Source organism: Sphingobacterium thalpophilum (assembly GCF_038396785.1).
GTDB lineage: Bacteria > Bacteroidota > Bacteroidia > Sphingobacteriales > Sphingobacteriaceae > Sphingobacterium > Sphingobacterium thalpophilum_A.
On the sequence record NZ_CP151087.1, the window covers coordinates 4,932,294 to 4,954,452 of the forward strand.

The 22,159-nt window shown below is 42.0% G+C and carries 16 protein-coding genes and 1 pseudogene; 12 read left to right on the forward strand and 5 right to left on the reverse strand.

Annotated elements, in window-relative coordinates:
* Nucleotides 1–2: 2 nt before the first annotated feature.
* A pseudogene (locus AACH28_RS21805) lies at nt 3–1,487 on the forward strand (Na+/H+ antiporter).
* A gap of 144 nt (nt 1,488–1,631) precedes the next feature.
* On the opposite strand, the gene AACH28_RS21810 reads toward AACH28_RS21805, so the two are convergent.
* The 4 genes from AACH28_RS21810 to AACH28_RS21825 form a co-directional block, all read right to left on the reverse strand.
* A complete protein-coding gene (locus tag AACH28_RS21810) occupies nt 1,632–2,654 on the reverse strand; it encodes an oxidoreductase (RefSeq protein ID WP_286833614.1) in 1,023 nt (340 codons plus the stop codon).
* A gap of 13 nt (nt 2,655–2,667) precedes the next feature.
* Nucleotides 2,668–3,141 carry a hypothetical protein gene (locus AACH28_RS21815; protein WP_286775096.1) on the reverse strand — a complete coding sequence of 158 codons (474 nt, stop codon included), beginning with the start codon at nt 3,139–3,141 and terminating at the stop codon, nt 2,668–2,670.
* Nucleotide 3,142: 1 nt separating this feature from the next.
* Complete coding sequence (locus tag AACH28_RS21820; protein ID WP_286775097.1) at nt 3,143–3,631, reverse strand: hypothetical protein; 489 nt, start codon at nt 3,629–3,631, stop codon at nt 3,143–3,145.
* 96 nt (nt 3,632–3,727) lie between these two features.
* Nucleotides 3,728–4,750 (reverse strand): LacI family DNA-binding transcriptional regulator, encoded by a 1,023-nt coding sequence (locus tag AACH28_RS21825; RefSeq protein WP_286833610.1) that lies wholly within the window; start codon nt 4,748–4,750, stop codon nt 3,728–3,730.
* A 120-nt stretch (nt 4,751–4,870) separates the two neighbouring features.
* Here AACH28_RS21825 and AACH28_RS21830 point away from each other — a divergent pair, with 120 nt between their 5' ends.
* The 9 genes from AACH28_RS21830 to AACH28_RS25570 all read left to right on the forward strand — a co-directional run bounded on the left by AACH28_RS21830 (nt 4,871) and on the right by AACH28_RS25570 (nt 17,774).
* Nucleotides 4,871–6,355, forward strand: coding sequence for a xylulokinase (locus tag AACH28_RS21830; protein ID WP_286775099.1), 1,485 nt, complete (start codon nt 4,871–4,873; stop codon nt 6,353–6,355).
* 1 nt (nt 6,356) lies between these two features.
* On the forward strand, nt 6,357–7,685 hold the full coding sequence (gene xylA / locus AACH28_RS21835) for a xylose isomerase (RefSeq protein WP_286775100.1): 1,329 nt from the start codon (nt 6,357–6,359) through the stop codon (nt 7,683–7,685).
* A gap of 51 nt (nt 7,686–7,736) precedes the next feature.
* Nucleotides 7,737–9,413, forward strand: coding sequence for a sodium/sugar symporter (locus AACH28_RS21840; RefSeq protein ID WP_153845168.1), 1,677 nt, complete (start codon nt 7,737–7,739; stop codon nt 9,411–9,413).
* A 121-nt stretch (nt 9,414–9,534) separates the two neighbouring features.
* Nucleotides 9,535–11,490 (forward strand): gamma-glutamyltransferase, encoded by a 1,956-nt coding sequence (locus AACH28_RS21845; RefSeq protein WP_313262136.1) that lies wholly within the window; start codon nt 9,535–9,537, stop codon nt 11,488–11,490.
* Between the two features lie 42 nt (nt 11,491–11,532).
* Nucleotides 11,533–12,180, forward strand: a complete 648-nt coding sequence (locus AACH28_RS21850) for a 2'-5' RNA ligase family protein (RefSeq protein WP_341831489.1) — start codon at nt 11,533–11,535, stop codon at nt 12,178–12,180.
* An 84-nt stretch (nt 12,181–12,264) separates the two neighbouring features.
* Nucleotides 12,265–14,142, forward strand: coding sequence for an Nramp family divalent metal transporter (locus AACH28_RS21855; protein WP_286735337.1), 1,878 nt, complete (start codon nt 12,265–12,267; stop codon nt 14,140–14,142).
* A gap of 120 nt (nt 14,143–14,262) precedes the next feature.
* On the forward strand, nt 14,263–16,173 hold the full coding sequence (locus AACH28_RS21860; protein ID WP_201667404.1) for a class II glutamine amidotransferase: 1,911 nt from the start codon (nt 14,263–14,265) through the stop codon (nt 16,171–16,173).
* Nucleotides 16,174–16,303: 130 nt separating this feature from the next.
* Nucleotides 16,304–17,566 (forward strand): C4-dicarboxylate transporter DctA, encoded by a 1,263-nt coding sequence (gene dctA, locus AACH28_RS21865; protein ID WP_341831490.1) that lies wholly within the window; start codon nt 16,304–16,306, stop codon nt 17,564–17,566.
* A 49-nt stretch (nt 17,567–17,615) separates the two neighbouring features.
* Nucleotides 17,616–17,774: an IS3 family transposase gene (locus tag AACH28_RS25570; RefSeq protein ID WP_376746593.1), complete on the forward strand. Its 159-nt coding sequence runs from the start codon at nt 17,616–17,618 to the stop codon at nt 17,772–17,774.
* Between the two features lie 76 nt (nt 17,775–17,850).
* On the opposite strand, the gene lon is transcribed toward AACH28_RS25570, so the two are convergent.
* Nucleotides 17,851–20,328 carry an endopeptidase La gene (gene lon / locus AACH28_RS21870; protein WP_286775106.1) on the reverse strand — a complete coding sequence of 826 codons (2,478 nt, stop codon included), beginning with the start codon at nt 20,326–20,328 and terminating at the stop codon, nt 17,851–17,853.
* A gap of 342 nt (nt 20,329–20,670) precedes the next feature.
* Here lon and AACH28_RS21875 point away from each other — a divergent pair, with 342 nt between their 5' ends.
* Both AACH28_RS21875 and AACH28_RS21880 read left to right on the forward strand, forming a co-directional pair.
* On the forward strand, nt 20,671–21,327 hold the full coding sequence (locus AACH28_RS21875; protein WP_075993900.1) for a tetratricopeptide repeat protein: 657 nt from the start codon (nt 20,671–20,673) through the stop codon (nt 21,325–21,327).
* A 260-nt stretch (nt 21,328–21,587) separates the two neighbouring features.
* On the forward strand, nt 21,588–22,142 hold the full coding sequence (locus AACH28_RS21880) for a ferritin (RefSeq protein WP_286775107.1): 555 nt from the start codon (nt 21,588–21,590) through the stop codon (nt 22,140–22,142).
* Nucleotides 22,143–22,159: the final 17 nt, after the last annotated feature.

Below are 22,159 nucleotides of genomic sequence, written 5' to 3' on the forward strand. Positions count from 1 at the left end.
TTGTGATCTCGTTGATCCCAGGGGCACCTGTCATAAGTGTTGATCCCGATATCGTGTTTATGGTATTTTTGCCACCCTTGCTTTTTGAAGCGGCCTGGTATACCAATTGGGGGAATTTTCTAAAGTGGCGACGGTCTATTTTTATCATGGGCTTTGGTTTGGTCTTCTTCACATCGCTGGCGATTGCCTACTTTTCGGTCAGTATTATTCCGGGATTTACCTTGGCGCTGGGCTTTTTACTGGGTGGGATTATCTCTCCTCCAGATGCCGTGGCTGCTAGTTCTGTCCTGAAAGGGGTAAGTATTCCGAAACGTGGAATTGCGATATTGGAAGGGGAAAGCCTAGTGAATGATGCAGCCTCATTGACGGTATTTAGATTTGCATCCATTGCGATTCTTACTGGCCAGTTTGTGATGAGCAATGCGACGACGCAGTTTCTGATGTTATCGGTCATGGGGGTTGTCGTTGGTCTGGTCATCGGTCACATCCTCTATATATTCCTACGTTATGTTGCTAAGTCGTCGAGTATTTCAACACCCATAACCCTTATTGCACCTTACCTGATGTATATTGTTGCGGAGCATTTTGAGTAGTCGGGGGTCTTGGCCGTGGTTAGTGGCGGATTGTTTCTTTCCTTCCGGGCAGGGGATTACCTCAACTATCATACACGGATCCAAACCAAAGAAGTGTGGGCGACAGTGGGTTTTCTCTTAAATGGATTTGTCTTTATCCTCATTGGACTTGAACTCCCGGTGATCATCAATGGTTTGGGGGAATACTCCATGGAGGAAGCTATTGATTATGCATTGGCGATTTGTGTAATTGTTATAGTTTTGCGATTAATCGCCGTTTATCTTTCGGCTTTTGTTCCCAGGATATTGTTCAAACGGGTCCGCATCAAGGAAAAGAGTCCAGGATGGAAATTGCCGCTTGTCGTTGGCTGGGCCGGTATGCGCGAAGTGGTTTCTTTGGCATCAGCATTGGCAATACCATTGACTTTATATGATGGAACAGCCTTCCCACACCGTAACCTGATTTTATTCATTACATTTGTGGTTATTTTAGTGACGCTTGTTTTTCAGGGGCTTACATTGCCTTTGTTGATTAAATTGATAAAAATTGAAGAGGTCGATGAGCAAGCTTCGATGGAAGAACAGATCGATGAGATTCGGGTACGTCTTGGCAAAGAATCTATTGCGTATCTGGATAAACATTACGCAAAGGAAATGCTGGAGCATGAGACAATCGCCCGTGTTAAAGAGCAGATTATCCGGAGCGTAAATGCATCGGAACGAGCAAAAGAGGAGGATACCCGTGCGCAGCTTTCTGCAGTAAGGGGGCTCTATAATAAAATTATGTTGGAACTTTTAGCGCTACGTCGTGACGGTCTGTACAAGATCAAAGAAAGTAAGGCTTTTGACAGTGATGTTATTAAAGAGATCGAGTATTCCCTGGATTTGGAAGAATCGCGTTTGTCGCGCAAGTAGTTGTTTATAAACGAGTAAATCTCGGTTTTTTGCTCGTCGCAACCTAGTGTTGGCGTTGCAAGAAATGCGCTTAGTCGAGCAAAAAATAGTGCGCTAGTGTTGTAAGAAATAGCGTGCAGAGGTGCAAAAAATAGCGAATTTAGCTTATAATGCTAAATTCGCTATTTTGCCTTTATCGCCCACTAAAAATATCGCTCGACCTTTTTTTGCCTTTTGGACGGCATTGAAACTTTCCTTTCCAATAGGCGTCCAGTTTTTTCCGCCGTCATTCGATAGGTCTGTACCCGAAGTGCCCGTGCTGATCAGCTGTTTTTTTGAAAGATAAATAACGGCCGACTTAAAGCCAGCGGGTGCTGTCTGTGGTGCAGACCATGTTTTGCCGCCATCGTTGGTTAGCAGGCTATTTTTGTCTTTGTTTTTATCCGCCTTGTAATCGCCACCGACGACAATACCCGTTTTTGATGTGTTAAATGCGACAGAAAAAGGGCCGGTGCTATTTGTGCCCTGAATGATGGGGCAGCTGTAACGTTGCCATGTGTTACCCTGATCCTTGCTGCTGTAGATATTGGAAACTGTCCCACCTGTGGCAATCCAATATGTTCCGCTGTTATCGCAATATATTGATGTTCCACTGGCTGCAAAACCGGCCTCGCCATCGGTAATGGTAAAGTGCATATTCGGGGATATATCTTTCCAGGACCTTCCGAAATCGGTGCTTTTCAATAGCGGCATTTTTCCCTGAATGGCGTCGCCAAAGGCAATGCCGACCCCTTTTGATGTAAAAGCAAAACCGTCATAAAATATTTCGGGCCGCTTGTCATTGAATACTTCTTTCCAGCTTCGACCGCCGTCATGGGTACTTAAGATGATGGCAGGGGAACCGGCAGATATAATTAAGGCTTCATTCTCATCAAATGCTTCGATATCTCTAAAATCTGTTTTTTCGTAGCCAATTGGATTGACCCACTGCCAGTTTTTTCCGGCATCGGTGCTGAGCCCGACGGTACCGTTGCTTCCGCTTACCCATACCGTTGTATCATCGACCACGCTTAGGCCTCTGTAGCTGCTGTTTCGCTCTTGATTTACAAGGTTAATGGTTGTTTGTTGAGCGTTCAGATGGCCCAGGAACAAGATGTGGGTAATAAAAATCAGAAATAAAGGTTTCATGTGATTATACTTTTTATTTAAACAAATCTACTCGTCTTTTTGAAACTTTTCCTTGTTTTTTTAAGATTGTTTTGCGGAGCTGAAGAAATCCAACCGTCATTTTTCTCGGTGATTTAAAATAAGGAATGCTCAATACGACCAACAGCGCAATGCAGGCGGAAGTGCCGAGAGCTCCGCCATAACCAGTAAAAAATTTACTGGTATTGAGCAGTATTGTCGTGAAAATAACGCCAGCTAGAGCCAAACCGAAATAGGTTGATAACTGGTTTTTGGAGACCATGCCTATAAATGACGCGCCTATAAAAATAGGGGGGATGTACTGTGCGAGATAAGGAGAAACACTTTGTGGGAAGAAGTGAAGGAAACCTGCGACAACTAAGGTCAGCATTGCGGATGAGCGCACTGCCCCTTGGTGAAATTTGGTGTTGACATAGTATGTCGCCGTGCTCCCGATGATGCCAACTAGGTATAAAATGAATGTTTCCATATTACTTAAAAATATATAACAGCAGGTATGTCAATGAAACACCCAGGAAGGCCAATGTTCCTAGTTTACCGCCGACACCATTCAATAGACTTTTCGATACAACCAGAAAGATCGCTGTAAAAATACTGGCGGCTAAAATAAAAGAGAATCCATGAGCCACCTGCGCATTGGACATTCCTACAAATGCACCGCAATAAATTGCTGCAGGGAGGTGGGGCAGATAAGTTGAATTTTTGTTGATATTTGGAATAAAAGAGGCTATGGTACCTGTCAGCGCTGCCCCCAATACAGGGCCCAAACCGAAGATCTGATTGAAATAGTAGGATGCAATCGCCCCTATAGGTACCCAAAGGGCAATTTTGATCGATTCATATTCATGCCTGTGATGATGAATGGGCGACCTGAGGTAACTGTATAAAATCAGTAAGGACAATAGGCCGATAAAAGCCAATACAATATAAGAATGTGTATTTTCTACAAAGATGGCCACTAAAAAAAGGGCCTGAATGACAAATAATAAGCAGATGCTTATTATCCTAAATTTCTGCCGGGCTTGCATTTAAACAAATTTAGGCAAAGGTACTGATTATTTGTCTATTCTATTGGTAGATTTTCTTTTTATCAATATGGGATCAAGAACAATCTGTTCGATTGCTTCGTACGGACTTTTTTGTTTAACCATTTTCAGAAAGAGTTTTGCACATTCTTCCCCCATTTTGTTGGCCTGTTGATCAATACTTGATAGTGTAGGGGTGATAAAGGAAGAAAAGGTCTGGTTTGCAAAACCGATCACTCCTGTCGCTGGAATGGCAATATTTGCAGTTTTTAATGCCTGTATAATTCCCACGGCTGTAAAGTCATCACCACCAATAAAGGCGTCCGGTTGGATTACAGATTTTAGAATCTGTTCGGTTCCTTTGATGCCGGCTTCAATGGATAAGTCGCCACGAATGATAAAGTCTTTCTGCGGGGAAATCTGCGCATCTTTTAAGGCTGCTTCGAAACCATGGAAACGATCCTGGAAAATAGCGATTTCTTTGTCCGTTGTGATAAAGGCAATGTTTTTGTAACCCTGTTCGAGCAGGTGCTGTGTTGCAAGGTAGCCTGCTTTAAAATCGTCAAGTTTGACCACAGGAGCAGGAATATCTTTATGGGTACGGTCAAAAATAACCAGGCATTTGCGCTGATTGATCACTTCCTGAAAATGCTGGGTTTCCTGCGTCTCCAGCGACAACGAAGCAATGATGCCGTCTACCTGAGCTTCAAGTAAGGTCTTCACGCCATTGACTTCATCTTCAAAAGATTCATTCGATTGATAAAGCAATAGGCTGTAGTTGTGTTTTTTTAACTCTTTTTCAATGCTATGCACGGCTTCTGCAAAAAAATGAATTTGCATGGTAGGAACAATGACACCGATGGTATTGGACTTGCCCGAGGAAAGAGAAGAGGCCAACTTATTGACGCTGTAATTCAATTCCTTTGCTTTGTCTAACACCAGTTTTCGTGTCGCCTCACTGATCGTAGGCACATTATTCAGTGCGCGCGATACGGTAGAGACTGTCACTCCAAGCGCACGGGCTATATCATAAATTGTCGTTTTTTTATTCACGCTCCAAAGTAAATAATTTTATTTAATATTTTGATAATTCAGAAACATGCCCTACTTTTATGCAACCGGTTGCAGTATAAGGCCGATGTTGTTTTTTATAACCAATTAGAATTGATTACCATGTATTTATTAGGTATAGACGTAGGTACTTCTTCCGTAAAAGTTTCAATTGTTGAGGCATCTTCACAACGTAAGGTTTGCTCAGTGCAATATCCGGACGTAGAAGCTCCTATCATTACGTTGGAGCCCAATTGGGCTGAACAGAACCCGCTCGATTGGTGGGACTACTTTAAACAGGCTCTGTTGAAGGCAAACAGGCTGGGCCTGTATGACCCCAAAGCAATTTCGGCCATTGGTATTGCCTACCAGATGCACGGTTTAGTTGTGGTCGATAAAGATCAGCATGTGTTGCGAAATGCCATTATCTGGTGCGACAGCAGGGCTGTTGAATTGGGAAATATCGCTTTTGAAGAAATCGGAAGGTCTTTCAATCTGAGTCATCATCTGAATTCACCCGGTAATTTTACAGCGTCAAAGTTGGCCTGGGTAAAAGCAAACGAGCCGGAAATTTATGAAAAAATAGATAAGATCATGTTGCCGGGGGATTTCATCGCTATGAAACTTTCGGGGCAGGTGACGACTTCCATCTCAGCCTTGTCTGAGGGGATATTCTGGGATTTCAAGGATAATGTATTGTCGCGTACGATTATGGATTATTATGGCTTTGATGATCATCTTATTCCTGAGATCTTACCTGTGTTTTCAACGCATGGTCAAATTAAAGCCGCTGTTGCTGAAGAACTTGGGCTATCCAGTACAGTGACCATCAATTATAAAGCCGGCGACCAGCCCAACAATGCACTTTCGCTGAATGTCCTTCAACCTGGCGAAGTTGCTGCGACGGCTGGCACTTCAGGGGTGATCTATGGCGTCAGTGACAAACTGATCGCCGACCGCGAATCGCGCGTAAATACATTTGCCCATGTGAATTATCAGGAGAATGATATCCGGACAGGTGTACTGCTCTGTATCAATGGAACAGGCATTATGAATAGCTGGGGGAGACGTTTGTTGGGCCACGATTTGTCTTATGAGCAGATTAATGCGATGGCTGGCGCATCTCCTATCGGTAGCAAAGGATTGCAGGTTATCCCATTTGGCAACGGTGCCGAACGGATGCTCAACAACCAAACTGTTGGGGCTTCAATTTCGGCGATAGATTTGAATAGGCATGAGACAAGCGATATGCTGCGTGCTATACAGGAAGGTATTGCATTTGCTTTTCGCTATGGTTTGGATATCATGCGCGAAAATAATCTGCATCCAAATATGATTCGTGCAGGTTATGCGAATTTATTCTTGAGCTCCGTTTTCAGGGAGTCATTTGTGGGGGCCACTGACGTTCCTGTAGAAATCTTTAATCATGATGGCAGTATTGGTGCCGCTCTTGGAGCAGGTATAGGAAGTGGGTATTATGCCGATTTTACAGAAGCTTTTCGTTCTTTGAAACCGGTTTATACAGTGGAACCTCAATTTGTAGCGCAATATGAGGAGCACTATCAGCAATGGAAGGAATTATTAAACAAACAAATAAATAACAAATAAGATGAATATTATCAAAGGGAAAAAGGAATTTTTCAAAGGCGTTGGCCAAATTCAATTCGAAGGAAAAGACAGCACAAATCCATTGGCTTTCCGTTATTATAATCCAAAACAAATTGTTGGTGGCAAGACCATGGAAGAGTATTTTAAATTTGCCTGTTCATACTGGCATTCTTTCAACGGTAACGGATCTGATCCATTTGGCGGACCGACACATCAATTTCCATGGGATGAAAGCAACGACGTAATCATGAGGGCAAAAGATAAAATGGATGCAGCATTCGAATTTATCAGTAAAATAAATATCCCCTATTATTGCTTTCATGATGTGGACTTAGTTGATTATTCGGATAATGTGGTTGAAAATGAAAAACGTCTGTCAACTATCGTTGATTATGCGAAGGAAAAACAACAGGAAAGCGGTATAAAATTGCTTTGGGGAACAGCCAACCTTTTTAGCCATAAACGCTACATGAATGGAGCTGCAACTAACCCTGATTTTCATGTTCTTGCACATGGTGGAGCACAGGTCAAGGCAGCCTTGGACGCAACGATTGCTCTTGGTGGTGAAAATTATGTTTTCTGGGGTGGAAGAGAGGGGTATATGAGCCTTTTAAATACCAATATGAAGCGTGAGCAGGAACATCTTGCACAGTTTTTACACATGGCCAAGGATTATGCCCGCAAAAATGGTTTCAAAGGAACTTTCTTTATCGAGCCGAAACCATGTGAGCCTACAAAACATCAATACGATTATGATGCGGCTACTGTGCTGGGCTTCCTGCGTCAGTATAATCTTTTGGAAGATTTTAAATTAAATTTAGAGGTAAACCATGCCACATTGGCCGGACATACGTTCCAGCATGAGCTACAGGTTGCTGTAGATGCAGGTAAATTGGGCTCCATTGATGCTAACCGCGGTGATTATCAAAATGGATGGGATACGGATCAATTTCCGAATGATATTAATGAATTGACCGAAGCCATGTTGATTATTTTAGAAGGTGGTGGATTCCAAGGTGGAGGTGTGAATTTTGATGCCAAAATACGCCGCAACTCGACAGATCCTGAAGATTTGTTTTATGCACATATCGGTGGTATGGATCTTTTTGCACGCGCGCTTGTTACGGCAGATCGTATCCTGCAAGACTCGGATTACAAAAAAATACGGGCCGATCGTTATGCTTCTTTTGATACAGGTCATGGTGCATCATTTGAAGAACGAACACTGACCCTGGAGAACTTAAGGGATTTAGCTGTGGAATTAGGAGAACCAAAAACGATTAGCGGTAAGCAGGAGTATTTAGAAAATTTGGTCAATAGATATATATAGTTCTAAAAATATTTCTATATTAGGCGATCAAATTAAACCAATTACCAATACATGAATAATTATTTAAGCACAAAAGATTACATCGTTTTCCTGATATACTTTGTTATTGTAGCAGGTTATGGATTATGGGTGTATTATCGCAAGAAATCTGAATCTGTAGGCTCCAAAGACTATTTTTTGGCTGAGGGGTCATTGACTTGGTGGGCTATCGGAGCTTCACTTATTGCGTCCAATATTTCGGCCGAGCAATTTATCGGTATGAGCGGTTCCGGATTTAAGATGGGATTGGCTATTGCGACTTACGAGTGGATGGCTGCCATTACACTGATTGTCGTTGCGGTATTTTTTATCCCGGTATACTTAAAGAACAAGATCTTTACGATGCCACAGTTTCTCCATAAACGATATAATGGGACTGTTGCGATGATCATGGCCGTTTTCTGGTTATTGTTGTATGTTGTAGTTAATTTGACATCCATCCTCTATTTGGGAGCCATTGCGGTAAGTAGTATTTCCGGTATCAGTCTGGATGCCTGTATGTATGCAATTGCGATTTTTGCTGTGATCATTACATTGGGGGGAATGAAAGTAATCGGTTATACGGATATTATTCAGGTTTTCTTTTTGGTATTGGGTGGTTTGGCGACCACTTACCTAGCCTTGAACCTCGTTTCAGAGCACTATGGTGGATCAGGAGTATTGGAAGGCTATCACTTGATGACCGAAAAAGCTTCCGACCACTTTCATATGATTCTGGATCGTAAGAATGAGAACTATCTCGATTTACCGGGGCTAACCGTATTGATTGGCGGTATGTGGATAGTTAATTTGAATTACTGGGGATGTAATCAATACATCACGCAACGCGCGCTTGGAGCAGATTTGAAAACCGCGAGAAACGGTATCTTGTTTGCCGCATTTCTGAAGTTATTAATGCCTATCATTGTTGTGTTGCCGGGTATTGCAGCCTATGTCATGTGGAAAGATGGCTTGTTCCAAAATGAAATGATGCAACATGGTGAGGTAAACCCTGACCACGCTTATCCAGTTTTGTTGAATTTATTGCCAGCAGGTTTAAAAGGCTTGTCTTTTGCGGCATTAACAGCTGCAGTGGTCGCTTCTTTGGCAGGTAAAGCAAACAGTATCGCGACAATCTTCTCCTTGGATATTTATAAAAAGGTATTCAATACAGAAGCATCGGATAAGAAATTGGTCAATATCGGCAAGCTAACTGTTGTGGTTGCCATGATCTTGGGTGTGCTGATTGCTCCACATTTGGGTATCGATAAAAAAGGTGGATTCCAATATATTCAAGAATATACGGGTTTTGTATCTCCAGGTATTTTTGCGATGTTCATTTTAGGATTCTTCTGGAAGAAAGCAACTTCAAATGCGGCTTTGTTTGCAACAATTGGAGGTTTTATTTTCTCCATCATCTTCAAAAAATTGCCGGATTGGGTCGATCTGTCATTCTTGTCATCGACAGGTTTCTCTGTTCCAAATCCAACAACAGGAGTCTACGAAATTCCATTTTTGGATAGAATGGGATTCGTCTTCGTGATTTGTATTATCGGTATGATTCTCATTAGTATCATCGACAATAAGCGTGGTGTCGTGCCAGCTGGATTGGAAGTTGATACCACGATGTTTAAACCACACCGGGCGTTTTTGGTCATTGCATTGATCGTAGCGCTATTGGTTACAGCATTATATTCTATTTATTGGTAATCCAATAGCAAATAAGATTTTAAAAACTCCTATCAATCTCGGTTGATGGGAGTTTTTTGTTTGTTTTAAAAATACCTATCTTGGTTTTACTAAAACCATTGCTTAACGAAAGATTGCTGCTATGAAAAGAAGATCCCCCTTGCTACTGATGACGCTGTTTGGATTGCTCACTACCTGTACGCCGATGCTGAGTTCCGCCCAGCGTACACAGAAACCACCTTTACATGGAAAACATTGGATGGCTATTACGGGCAAACCCTTGGCGGCAACAGCGGGTGCCCAGCTATTTCAACAAGGGGGAAATGCGGTGGACGCTGCTTGTGCAATGCTCGCAGCAACCTGTACGATGTGGGATGTACTGAGTTGGGGTGGAGAGACGCAGGCCTTAATTTATCATCCGAAACTAAAGAAGGTCATTGCGATAAATGCCTTGGGGGTAGCACCCAGTGGAGCGACAGTCGATTTTTTTAGATCAAAGGGCTACGAATTTCCGCCAGAATATGGTCCTCTTGCTGCTGTCACGCCAGGTACACCCGGCGGATTGTGCTATATGTTGGCTCATTATGGAACGAAAAGTTTAGCAGAAGTATTAGCTCCTGCTCTTGAAATGGCTGCAGGGTACCCGATTGACGCGCAAACTGCAACGAGTATTGAGCGAGGTAAAGAGCGCATTAAGGAATGGCCCTACAGTAAAAAGGTATTTTTAGTACATGAAGGTAAATCCTGGGAAGCTCCTGAGGCGGGAGAGGTTTTCGTGCAGCAGGATCTGCATAATACCCTGTCCAAATTGATAGAAGCGGAAAAGAAGGCTCTTGCAGCGGGTAAAGATCGGAAGGCTGCAATCATGGCTGCTTATGATCGGTTTTACACCGGCGATATTGCAGATGAATTTGTCCGTGGCAGTAAGGAGCAAGGAGGCTTAATCACGAAAGCAGACCTAGCCAATTGGAAACCTATTGAGGAGGAGCCATTGCATGTCAATTATAAGGGGGTTGACGTGTATAAATTACAAGAATGGACACAGGGACCGGCCATGCTGCAGAGTTTGCAGTTGTTGAAAAACTTCGATCTAAAGGCAATGGGTTATAATTCGGCTCCCTATATCCATACACTCTATCAAGTTATGAACTTGGCCTTTGCCGATCGGGATTTTTATTACGGTGATCCTTACGGTAAACCTAAGACACCTATTCAAGGTCTTTTACATGAGTCCTATGCCAAGGCGAGGGCCGCAACCATTGATCTTAAGCAAAATAACCCAAATGTACTTCCCGGAGACCCTTATCCCTACGAAGGTAAGCAGAATCCGTATCTTTCGTTACTGGAGCAGCGTAAGAAAGAGTTTACGCCACATACGGAGCTGAAAAATGATTTTGTTCCTAAACATGACGCACGCTCAAGTTCGTCGCTAACGGAATTGCCAAAAACAGCTCTTTTGGCATCTTTAACCGTGGATAGTGCTTATGTCGACCGTTTATTGCGGGGAACAACAAGCGTTGAAGCTGCGGATGAAGAAGGTTGGGTTGTTTCGATCACACCGAGTGGTGGTTGGCTCCCTGCCTGTATTGCCGGGAATACCGGGGTGGGCATGAGTCAGCGCTTACAGAGTTTTGTCTTAGATTCGTTGATTAACCCGTTCAATGTGGTCGAGCCGGGCAAAAGACCGCGTGTAACGCTTACGCCTTCGATGGCTTTGAAAAACGGAAAACCTTACCTTTCTTTTGCCGTGCAGGGCGGAGATACACAGGATCAAAACCTATTGCAGTTTTTCTTGAATATGGTCGAGTTTGGTATGACGCCACAACAAGCCAGCGAGGCGGCCAATATCAACAGTAACCAGCTTTGGCTATCGCTGGGGGGAACGAAGACCGACGATCGAAAGCCGCGCTCAGGTAGCCTTCTATTGGATAAAAATACAGCACCAGCAATTATTGAACAATTAAAGAAAATGGGGTATAGCATACAGCTCGGTGATCGTACCAGTGGACCTATAAATGCTATTTATTTCGACCAGCAGCACCATACACTTTGGGGTGGCAGCAGCAACAATGGGGAGGACTATGGCATCGGGTGGTAGTGTCTCATTAGCTTGCTGCTGGGTTTTGGTTTTGTTATCTCCATGGTATTTGTTATCTTACCTACTGATCGGAAACTGATTTTTGTTATGGAGGGTAGTGTCAATAAATATTCGTTTGTTTTTCAGCCTGATGAAGCTGGTATTGTCTTGGTAGATGGCTTAAAACGGCGACTACGTGCATCGTTAGCCGAACTGTTTCCCGACAAAAACAAAGGCTGGTATCCCAGTTGCAATTCCAAAGCCCATGTAACGATATGTGCTTTTGAAGCAGATGGGAGTAAACTGACAATGGCTATTGAGGCTTTGCAGGAGACTTTGGTCTATGAGCGGAGTCAGTATGTTTATTTTGATCATTTTTCATCATTCGCCGGTGGTGCGTACTATATTGCACCGACTGTACATGCCCGGAGTTATCTCAAGGACCGGGCGCGAAAGGTTGTTCAAACTTTAGCGGAGTTTGATTTGATCGAGATTAGCGACGAACCCCATATTTCGATTGGACGACGTCTGGAGCCACAACAGCTTGAAATTGCAAAAGAACAGTTGCGGTCTGTCGACCTGAGCTTTATGTGCAAGGGCGTTCATGTGCGGCAGTTTAAACCTGATTTAGGGCAGTACGAGATCATCGATTTCATCCAATTTGGCAACCAATCAAAGGAAAATTCTGGCCAGCTGGCATTTAAATTCTAATAATATCGCGGTTTAATTGCCTAATAATGTAAAGCTTTTTATCTTTAAGGCCGACAATAGACGATATTGCACTTATAGTACTTTATGCATTACGACGAATCTCATCATAAATCCCTATCTGATATCCATGAAAGTGTAGATGTCAATCAAGGGAAATCCAAATTTAAGAAGATACTTAGTTTCTTTGGTCCGGCTTATCTCATTAGTGTGGGGTATATGGATCCAGGTAACTGGGCTACCGATCTTGCTGGAGGAAGCCAATTTGGCTATACCCTGATTTGGGTGCTGTTGATGAGTAATATCATGGCGCTAGTACTACAGAATCTATGTGCCCGTTTAGGTATTGTACGCGGTAAAGACCTTGCGCAGTGTAACAGGGAAACCTATCCTAAACGGATGAATTTTGTGCTCTATGTACTTGCTGAAATTGCAATTGCAGCCTGCGACCTGGCGGAGGTTTTGGGTATGGCCATCGGTCTTAACCTCCTTTTCGGCATTGATCTGCTCTGGGGGGTAATGATCAGTTTTGCAGATACTTTCTTATTGCTCTATCTTCAGAAGCTAGGGATGCGGAAAATGGAACTTTTTATCATTGGCCTGATTGCGCTTATCGGCATGTGTTTCATGGTAGAAATGTTTTTGGCGAAACCGGATTTTGCCGAGGTGGCCACTGGATTTATACCCAGTATCCCGAATAGTGCCGCACTATATATTGCCATAGGCATTATAGGCGCGACCGTCATGCCGCATAATCTATATTTGCACTCGGCTCTTGTACAGACACGGAAGATTGACCGGAATGAGGTTTCTATTCGAAAATCGCTCAAGTATAACTTTTGGGATAGTGCCATTGCCTTGAACCTGGCCTTTTTGGTAAATGCCGCGATATTGATTCTTGCAGCCTCTGTTTTTCACAAAAACGGTATGCATGACGTAGCCGAACTTGAAGATGCTTACCACCTACTGGGCAATCTTCTTGGAACGGAATGGGCCTCAAAATTATTTGCTGTTGCCTTGATTCTTGCCGGACAGAGCTCAACGGTGACGGGAACCCTAGCTGGTCAGATTGTGATGGAGGGATACCTTCGATTGCGGATCAGTCCGACTTTGCGAAGGATTATAACCCGGCTTTTGGCGATTATCCCGGCTGTATTGGTGATTCTTATTTCGGGCGAAGGTCGCGTTGGACAGCTGCTGATCTTTAGTCAGGTGATCTTGAGTATGCAGCTCGCTTTTGCCGTCATTCCGTTGATCCATTTTGTGAGCGATAAAGTCAAGATGGGTATTTTTGCCATTAAACCGCTAACAAAAATTGTGGCCTGGCTGATCGCGGCCATTATCGCTGTTCTGAATTTTAAATTGGTCTACGACGAAGTGGTCGGCTGGATTGGTGAAGCTGATAATATTGTGGTAACGGTATTATTGGTGATGGGCGCTGTGGGTTTGTTTGCCTTATTGATGATGACCGTATTATACCCCATTTTACTCAAATCGAAACCAACGGAGCTGGAGGTTCACCCACCATTTGAGGCATTGCATTTTGAACATAAGGGCTCTTTTAAGAAAGTTGTGATTGCGTTGGATTTCTCAAATTCAGATCAGAAAGTAATCCAATATGCTTTACAGTTGTCGCATGACGACACGACCTTTGTCGTTGTACATATTGTTGAGAGTGCATCGGTGAAATATACCGGGGATTCGACGGATGATTATGAATCGCGTCAGGATTTGGAACGGCTGAAATTGTATGCTGATTTTTTATTGTCGCAAGGACATCAAACTGAATATGAACTTGGATACAATAACCGGATCAAGAGTATTGCAGAAGTATGTGAAAAATACGGCGCCGATCTATTGGTCGTTGGAAGCCATGGGCACAGCGGTGTGAAGGATTTTGTTTTTGGTGAGACAGTTAACAAGCTACGGCATGCGGTGAAAGTCCCTGTTTTTATCGCCCAATAGGCCTTAAGGAGCTATCCCAAAGAGCATCTGTCTATTCACTGTAATTTTATTGCTGAAAAAGTGAAGGGAGGGGTCGGTAAGTGCTAAATAATTTGTACTTTTGCGACATCAAATCAAGATATGAGCGACGCTATTAAACACGAGTGCGGAATCGCACTAATTCGCCTGTTAAAACCCTTATCTTATTATCAGGAAAAATATGGTACGCCATTTTATGGCATCAACAAATTGTACCTATTAATGGAAAAACAGCATAACCGTGGACAAGACGGGGCTGGAATTGCAACCATTAAATTTGATGTTAAACCTGGAAATCGTTACATTTCGCGTTACAGAGCAATGGGCTCAACTGCTGTGGCAGACATATTCGAATATGTACAGAAAAAATTTGCTTCTGTTCAGAAAGCATTTCCAGAAGAGTCAAAAGATACGCAATGGTTAAAAGATAACGTAAGTTTTACGGGAGAAGTACTTTTAGGACATTTGCGCTATGGAACGCATGGAAAGAACAGTATCGAAAGCTGTCACCCATTTTTAAGACAAAACAATTGGATGTCTCGTAATTTGGTGGTAGCGGGTAACTTCAACATGACCAATGTGGATGAATTGTTGCAACAATTATATGAGTTGGGACAACATCCAAAGGAAAAAGCAGATACCGTAACCGTTTTGGAAAAAATTGGCCATTTCTTAGATGATGAGAACCAGGATCTTTTCGATCAATTCAAAAAAGAAGGTCATTCTAATATTGAGATCAGCTCGCTGATTGCTAAAAATATTGATGTTACCAAAATATTGAAGCGTTCGGCCAAAACTTGGGATGGCGGTTACACCATCGCAGGTATCTTTGGTCACGGTGATGCTTTTGTTATGCGCGACCCAGCTGGTATCCGTCCGGCGTTTTATTATCAGGATGAGGAAATCCTGGTTGTAGCATCGGAAAGACCGGTCATCCAAACTGCATTCAATATTCCTATTGGTGCTGTGAAGGAAATTAAACCAGGCCATGCCCTGATCGCTAAAAAAGATGGTACAGTATCCCAAGAGATGTTTAGACAGCCCGTAGAACAACGTTCTTGTTCTTTCGAGCGTATTTACTTCTCACGTGGATCAGATGCTGATATCTATCAAGAACGTAAAGAATTGGGTAGATTACTGGTACCTCAGGTATTGGAATCTGTCAAAAATAACATCAAAAATACCGTATTCTCGTTTATTCCAAATACAGCTGAAGTATCTTACTATGGCTTAATGGATGGAATCAATACCTATGTTCGGGATTTTCAAAAAGATACTTTATTGAATCGTTCAGAAAAAATTTCTGATGAAGAATTGGATGAGATCTTGAGTATTAAACCTCGTTTTGAAAAACTTAACGTGAAGGACGCTAAACTGCGCACCTTCATTACGCAGGATGCGGACCGTACAGATATGGTACAGCACGTATACGATACAACGTACGGTATTGTAAAGGATCACGAAGATACGATCGTTGCCATTGATGACTCGATTGTTCGGGGAACAACATTGAAACAAAGTATTTTAACGATCCTAGATCGTTTGAATCCGAAAAAAATCGTGATTGTTTCATCTGCGCCTCAGATCCGTTACCCAGATTGTTATGGTATCGATATGTCACGTATGGGTGAGTTTGTCGCTTTCGAAGCCGCAATTAATCTCCTAAAACAACGTGGTATGGCACATATTATCGATGAAGTTTATCAAAAATGTGTGGTATCAATGACCCAAGATGTCAATGATATCGATAATTATGTCAAAGCCATTTATGCGCCTTTTACTGATGAAGAGATTTCGGAAGAAATCGCTCGTATTGTAAGACCTCACCACCTGAAAGCAGAGCTTGAAGTAGTTTATCAAACTTTGGATAATTTACACAAAGCTTGTCCAGATCATAAAGGTGATTGGTATTTCTCCGGCGATTACCCAACCCCTGGAGGAAACAAAGTTGTCAATAAAGCATATATGAACTGGATTGAAGGAAAGAATGTAAGAGCATATTTCAGCAACTAAGTTCAAAATTATAATAGGAAGGGATGCATTTATGCATCCCTTTTTTTTATATTCGTACTCAGAAAATTCTGAATCCTAAATAAAAAACCGATTAAAGCAAAGGGAATTACTGTCCGTAAATAAATCGATCATGAAGCATATTTTTAAGAGCCTCTATTTTCAAGTCATCGTAGGTATACTTGTGGGGATCATCTGTGGTATCTATTACCCCGATTTTGCTGTTAAGCTAAAACCATTAGGAGATGCTTTTATTAAACTGATCAAGATGGTTATTGCGCCATTGATTTTTAGCTCCATTGTGATCGGTATAGCAGGAATGCAGGATACGAAAAAAGTAGGAAAAATCGGTTTAACCTCCATTATCTATTTCGAGATCATGACAACAATTGCCCTGATTATTGGTTTGGTCTTTGTTAATTGGATACAACCGGGTACGGGAATGAACGCCGATCCCGCTAGTCTTGATGTATCTTCGGTATCCCATTATATTTCAGAATCCAAAGAGCCACATGGTTTTATGGATTTTATCATCGGGATCATTCCAGGTAATGTGATTGCTGCGGTGGCGTCGGACAACATGTTGCAGGTACTCGTTTTTGCGGTGCTATTTGGGATCGGTATGACAAAAATAGGGCAGAAAGCATCTGAGCCTGTGCTCCATGTATTGCAATCTTTTCTGAAGGTTCTCTTCTCCATTATCAAAATGATCATGTATTTGGCTCCAATCGGGGCAATGGGAGCAATGGGTTTTACGATCGGTAAGTTTGGAATCCAGGCCTTATCTAAACTCGGTATGCTGATGTTGAGCTTCTACCTGACCTGTATTATCTTCGTGATCATTGTGATTGGGGCGGTATTGTATTTTTATCTCAAGGTGAACGTTTTTAAGTTTTTAAAATATATCAAAGAAGAGATTTTAATCGTTTTGGGGACCTCCTCTTCTGAGTCGGCTTTGCCGGGCATTATGCAGAAGATGGAAGATGCGGGCTGTGCCAAGCCTGTTGTGGGCTTAGTTATCCCCACGGGTTATTCTTTCAATCTCGATGGGACAAGTATCTATTTGACGATGGCAGCGGTCTTTATTTCGCAGGCCCTCAATATGCATCTCAGCCTGGAGCAGGAGATTACCTTGTTGCTGGTATTGCTATTGACCTCCAAAGGGGCTGCGGGCGTAACAGGAAGTGGTTTCGTTACCCTTGCTGCGACCTTGCCTGTGGTTGGCCATGTACCGATAGAATCTGTCGCTTTGATCTTTGGTGTGGATCGTTTTATGAGTGAAGCAAGGGCGATAACCAATTTGATCGGAAATTCAGCGGCAACGCTGGTGATTTCAAAATATGAAGATAGTTTGGACGAGGAGCTCCTACATGAAAAGTTAAGTTCTAAACGATGATTTCTGTAATCAAAAGCTATGATCAAATAGGCTTTGCTCCAACAAAGAATTGTTTGGAAATCAGTTCAAACTGTTTAAGAATAGCTTAGAAGGTTCTGTGAGCGAAATAGAAGATTATATCTCCTATTACAATAATCAACGGATAAAACTAAATTTAAATGGAATGAGCCCGACAGAATATCGAGCTCATTATTACAAATCTAATTAACTAAATTTGTCCAATCTTTTGGGGGCAGTCCAAATTTTGGATAGCCCCTTTCTATTCAAAACCTTTCGGGGATCTATTAATTCTCTTTTTTGGTATTTTCTAAATCTTGTGTCAGATCGATGGCGCCAGTTACTTTTTCTTCCAATAACGCGAGTTTGATCACCTGCGACATTTCAGTCACATAGTGGAACTGCATATCTTTGATATAATCTTCCTTGATCTCCAGGATATCTTTTTCATTGGATTTACACAGGATAATATCTTTGATGTTCGCGCGTTTTGCAGCAAGAATTTTCTCCTTAATACCGCCAACAGGCAATACTTTTCCACGTAAGGTAATTTCACCTGTCATGGCTAATTTTTCCTTCACTTTACGTTGGGTAAATAGCGATGTCAGCGCGGTAAGCATTGTTATACCTGCTGAAGGGCCATCTTTTGGAATGGCACCCGCAGGAATGTGAATATGGATATCCCAATGGTCAAAAACGCGATAGTTAATGCCGAAATCCGAAGCGTGGGCTTTCAGGTAGGCTAGTGCAATCGACGCAGATTCTTTCATGACATCACCCAAATTACCTGTCAGGCTCAAACGTCCTTTCCCAGGGCTCAGCGAAGATTCTATAAATAAGATATCGCCACCTACGGAAGTCCAGGCCAAGCCCGTTACGACACCAGCAACATTGTTATTTTCGTAGATGTCCTTATCAAATATTGGAGCGCCTAGGATATCGAGCAGATCTTGTTCGTTAATACTCGGACTGTAATCCTTTTCCATGACAATGCGTGTTGCAATACCACGTACCACAGAGCCGATCTTTTTTTCTAATCCACGCACACCAGATTCGCGTGTGTAATCTTCGATAATCTGTTCGATGATCTTCGCTTTTAAAGAGACATCTTTGGATGCCATTCCATGCATTTCGCGTTGTTTTGGCAAAAGGTGCTTTTTCGCGATTTCGATTTTCTCCTCGATGGTATAACCATTCACTTCGATAATTTCCATCCGATCCAATAACGCAGGTTGAATAGCACTCAAGGAATTGGCGGTCGCAATAAACATTACTTTGGAAAGGTCAAACTCCATTTCGACATAATGATCATAGAAATGTGTATTTTGTTCCGGATCCAATACTTCCAATAAGGCCGACGAAGGATCTCCTTTGAAGTCCGCGCTCATTTTATCGATTTCGTCCAAAATAAAAACCGGATTTGCTGCTCCTGCTTTTTTCAGGGACTGGATGATACGGCCCGGCATTGCGCCGATATAGGTTTTGCGGTGTCCTCTGATTTCTGCTTCATCGCGTACACCACCCAAGGCCATACGGGTATATTTACGCCCCAATGCTTTGGCAATAGATCTTCCCAAAGAGGTTTTACCGACTCCAGGAGGGCCTACTAAACAAAGAATAGGTGCTTTCATATCATTTTTTAATTTCAATACCGCAAGGTATTCAATGATACGTTTTTTTACTTTCTCAAGCCCATAATGATCTTTATCGAGCACTTTTTGTGCTTTGTTTAAATCAAAATTGTCTTTTGTTGTTTCATTCCAGGGTAGATCAAGTAGTAGCTCAAGGTAATTGAGCTGTACCGAATAATCTGCAGCCGCAGGATTGATACGCGATAGCTTTTCGAGTTCTTTTGTGAAATGTTTTTCTACATCAACATTCCATTTCTTTTTCTTACCCCGTTTTTTAAGCTCTTCCAGCTCAAGATCGGGCGTGTTTCCACCCAGCTCTTCCTGGATTGTTTTGAGCTGTTGGTTCAAGAAATAATCACGTTGTTGCTTGTCAAGGTCGACACGTACTTTATTCTGGATCTGGTGCTTTAGTTCCAGCATCTGGATTTCTGTTGTCAGGAGCTCCAATAAAAGTTTGGCACGATTCTCTACTTTAGGTATTTGAAGTAGTTCCTGTTTTCTGACCATTTCGACATTGATATTCGACGAAATAAAGTTGATCAGAAACGAGGGACTTTCAATATTTTTGATGGCTATACCAGCTTCACTAGGTAAGTTTGGCGAAAGTTGGATGATCTGCAGCGCCATTTCTTTTAAAGTAGAAATTGTCGCTTTAAAGTGCTTGGTCATCTTCGGTTTCGCTTCGTTGAATTTCTCCACACGCGCCTTTAAATAAGGTTCGGTTTCGACAATTTCCAACAAGTTGAACCGTTGTTTTCCCTGGATAATGACGGTGGTATTACCATCAGGCATTTGGAGTACTTTAATGATATGAGCTACAGTGCCCACTTTATTTAGTTCTTCAAATCCTGGGTCCTCTACAGTCATATCCTTCTGAGAAACAACACCAATAGTTTTGCTGCCTTTATAAGCTTCTTTGACTAATTTGATGGATTTATCTCGACCTACGGTAATCGGAATGACAACACCGGGAAATAATACGGTATTACGTAAAGGCAAAATAGACAATGCTTCTGGAATTTCAGCATTCGCCATATTATCTTCATCCTCTTGTGTAAGTAAAGGGAAGAATTCGGTATCCTCTGCAACGATTGGAATTGCTTGACTGAAATCAAAAGTTTCGAATTTGCTCATAGTATTTATTTTGTGTATTTGGCAGTCGCTGACATGTTGACGGCTGACTTTCAAATTTTAAGCTTCTATTATTGTTTCCCCTATATTGCAAGGGAAGTGCCAATTGCTAAAAGTGAGCAAAATTACAAATCTATTTTCTAGAATAGGAAAAAAAGGCAGGTTAAATAAAATTTATCTGCCATTTGTTGGAGAAATAGGCATAATAATTGTAATATTGGAATGTGAAAGGGCGCCGATGGCAGTTTTTAAGTTTAAAGAAATCAATCGGATGCTTTTTTACAGATGTAGAAACGATCACAAGTGATCATTAAAGAGTGAATATAAAAACGTAACTATTTAGATATGAATTTAAAATCATTTAAATTGGGTTTGTTTACTGGGGTTTTTGCCTTAGTTGCTTTTAGCGCGAATGCGCAACAACCAAAACAGGCTGAGCATAGCAACGCTAATGTGAGAATGGGGCAGAAAGCTCTTTTGGATGGTGATTTCAAGAATGCCGAGTCATACTTGACTAAAGCCCTCCCTCAAGAAGGGAAAGATCCGGACGTATTATATATGTTGGGATATTCTCAATTTCAAAATGGTGACTATAAAAAATCAGCTGAAACTTTTGGAAAAGTAGTTGCATTGAACGGTAAAAATGCAAATGCCTTATACTTCAAAGCGAAAGCAACAAACAATCTTGCTACTCAATCCACAAATAAGACATCTGTTGCTAACAAAGAGCAGTTGTTGAAAGTTGCTATTGAGGATTATTCAAAAGCAATTGCTATTACACCGACTGATTCGAAATTCTATCAAAATAGAGCGATCGCGAATCGCGATTTAGGTATCTTGATCGGAACGGAGGGTACGCCTAACTACAATAAGGCAATGGCAACTGACGCTTATAACAATGCAATCAAGGATTACGAAAAAGTGTTGAGCTTTGATGCATCGAAAAAAGATATCCAAACAGAAATCAAAAAAGCGAAAGTATATAGAGATAACTTGAAATAGTATCGCTATAAAAGCATAGAAAAAGGGAATACCAATGGTATTCCCTTTTTCTATGCTTATTAATTTTCTACCTATTGATTTTGTAACTATTGATTTGTGCCGGTTGAAATGTACTTGTTGGAATGTAACGGTCGGAATATGCCTGTCACAAATGAGATCCGGTTTCATTTAAAGGTGCGGATTTTCGGCAGTTTTTCCTCGATAAATTTCAAACGAAATAAGCACTGAAACTGTTCTTTTCCTAAATCAAAATGAATATTATGGAAACGAATAGATTGTCAAAGGAAATGCAGCAAATTTTAATCAGCCAGATGACTAAAGAAGCTGAGGCTGCACAGATTTATTTGGCGTTGGGCATATGGGCAGATGATCAGGGGTATGGCGGCATCGCCAATTTCCTTTATAGACATGCCCAGGAAGAGCGTAATCACATGACTAAGATTATGGGGTATATTCTGGAAAGAGGTGGCCGCCCCAGAATACAGGCTATTGCAGCGCCGCCCGCGGACCCGCAATCGCTGACCGAATGCTTTAATCGCGTTTTTAAGCACGAAGTCGATAATACCGAAGCGATCTATAACATTGTCAATTTAGCGTTGGCTGAGAAGGACTGGGCAACATGGAACTTTGCACAGTGGTTTGTTAAGGAGCAGATCGAGGAAGAGAAGTTAGCATTGGAATTAATTGATAAATTGAAAATCGCCGGTGGTGACCGCGCATCAGATGAATCCTTGTTCGCGTTGGATTCCTCCTTGGAAGCCATGCCCGACGAAGTGACTTTGGCAAGAGAAGCAACAGCAGATGATCCCAAATAAGTATAAAATAGAAAAGC

Coding starts and splice junctions, on each gene's coding strand:
- AACH28_RS21810 (WP_286833614.1), bottom strand. CDS start 2,654: ATGAAACCTTTATTTCTGATTTTTATTACCCACATCTTGTTCCTGGGC.
- AACH28_RS21815 (WP_286775096.1), bottom strand. CDS start 3,141: ATGGAAACATTCATTTTATACCTAGTTGGCATCATCGGGAGCACGGCG.
- AACH28_RS21830 (WP_286775099.1), top strand. CDS start 4,871: ATGTATTTATTAGGTATAGACGTAGGTACTTCTTCCGTAAAAGTTTCA.
- xylA (WP_286775100.1), top strand. CDS start 6,357: ATGAATATTATCAAAGGGAAAAAGGAATTTTTCAAAGGCGTTGGCCAA.
- AACH28_RS21840 (WP_153845168.1), top strand. CDS start 7,737: ATGAATAATTATTTAAGCACAAAAGATTACATCGTTTTCCTGATATAC.
- AACH28_RS21845 (WP_313262136.1), top strand. CDS start 9,535: ATGAAAAGAAGATCCCCCTTGCTACTGATGACGCTGTTTGGATTGCTC.
- AACH28_RS21850 (WP_341831489.1), top strand. CDS start 11,533: ATGGTATTTGTTATCTTACCTACTGATCGGAAACTGATTTTTGTTATG.
- AACH28_RS21855 (WP_286735337.1), top strand. CDS start 12,265: ATGCATTACGACGAATCTCATCATAAATCCCTATCTGATATCCATGAA.
- AACH28_RS21860 (WP_201667404.1), top strand. CDS start 14,263: ATGAGCGACGCTATTAAACACGAGTGCGGAATCGCACTAATTCGCCTG.
- dctA (WP_341831490.1), top strand. CDS start 16,304: ATGAAGCATATTTTTAAGAGCCTCTATTTTCAAGTCATCGTAGGTATA.
- lon (WP_286775106.1), bottom strand. CDS start 20,328: ATGAGCAAATTCGAAACTTTTGATTTCAGTCAAGCAATTCCAATCGTT.
- AACH28_RS21875 (WP_075993900.1), top strand. CDS start 20,671: ATGAATTTAAAATCATTTAAATTGGGTTTGTTTACTGGGGTTTTTGCC.
- AACH28_RS21880 (WP_286775107.1), top strand. CDS start 21,588: ATGGAAACGAATAGATTGTCAAAGGAAATGCAGCAAATTTTAATCAGC.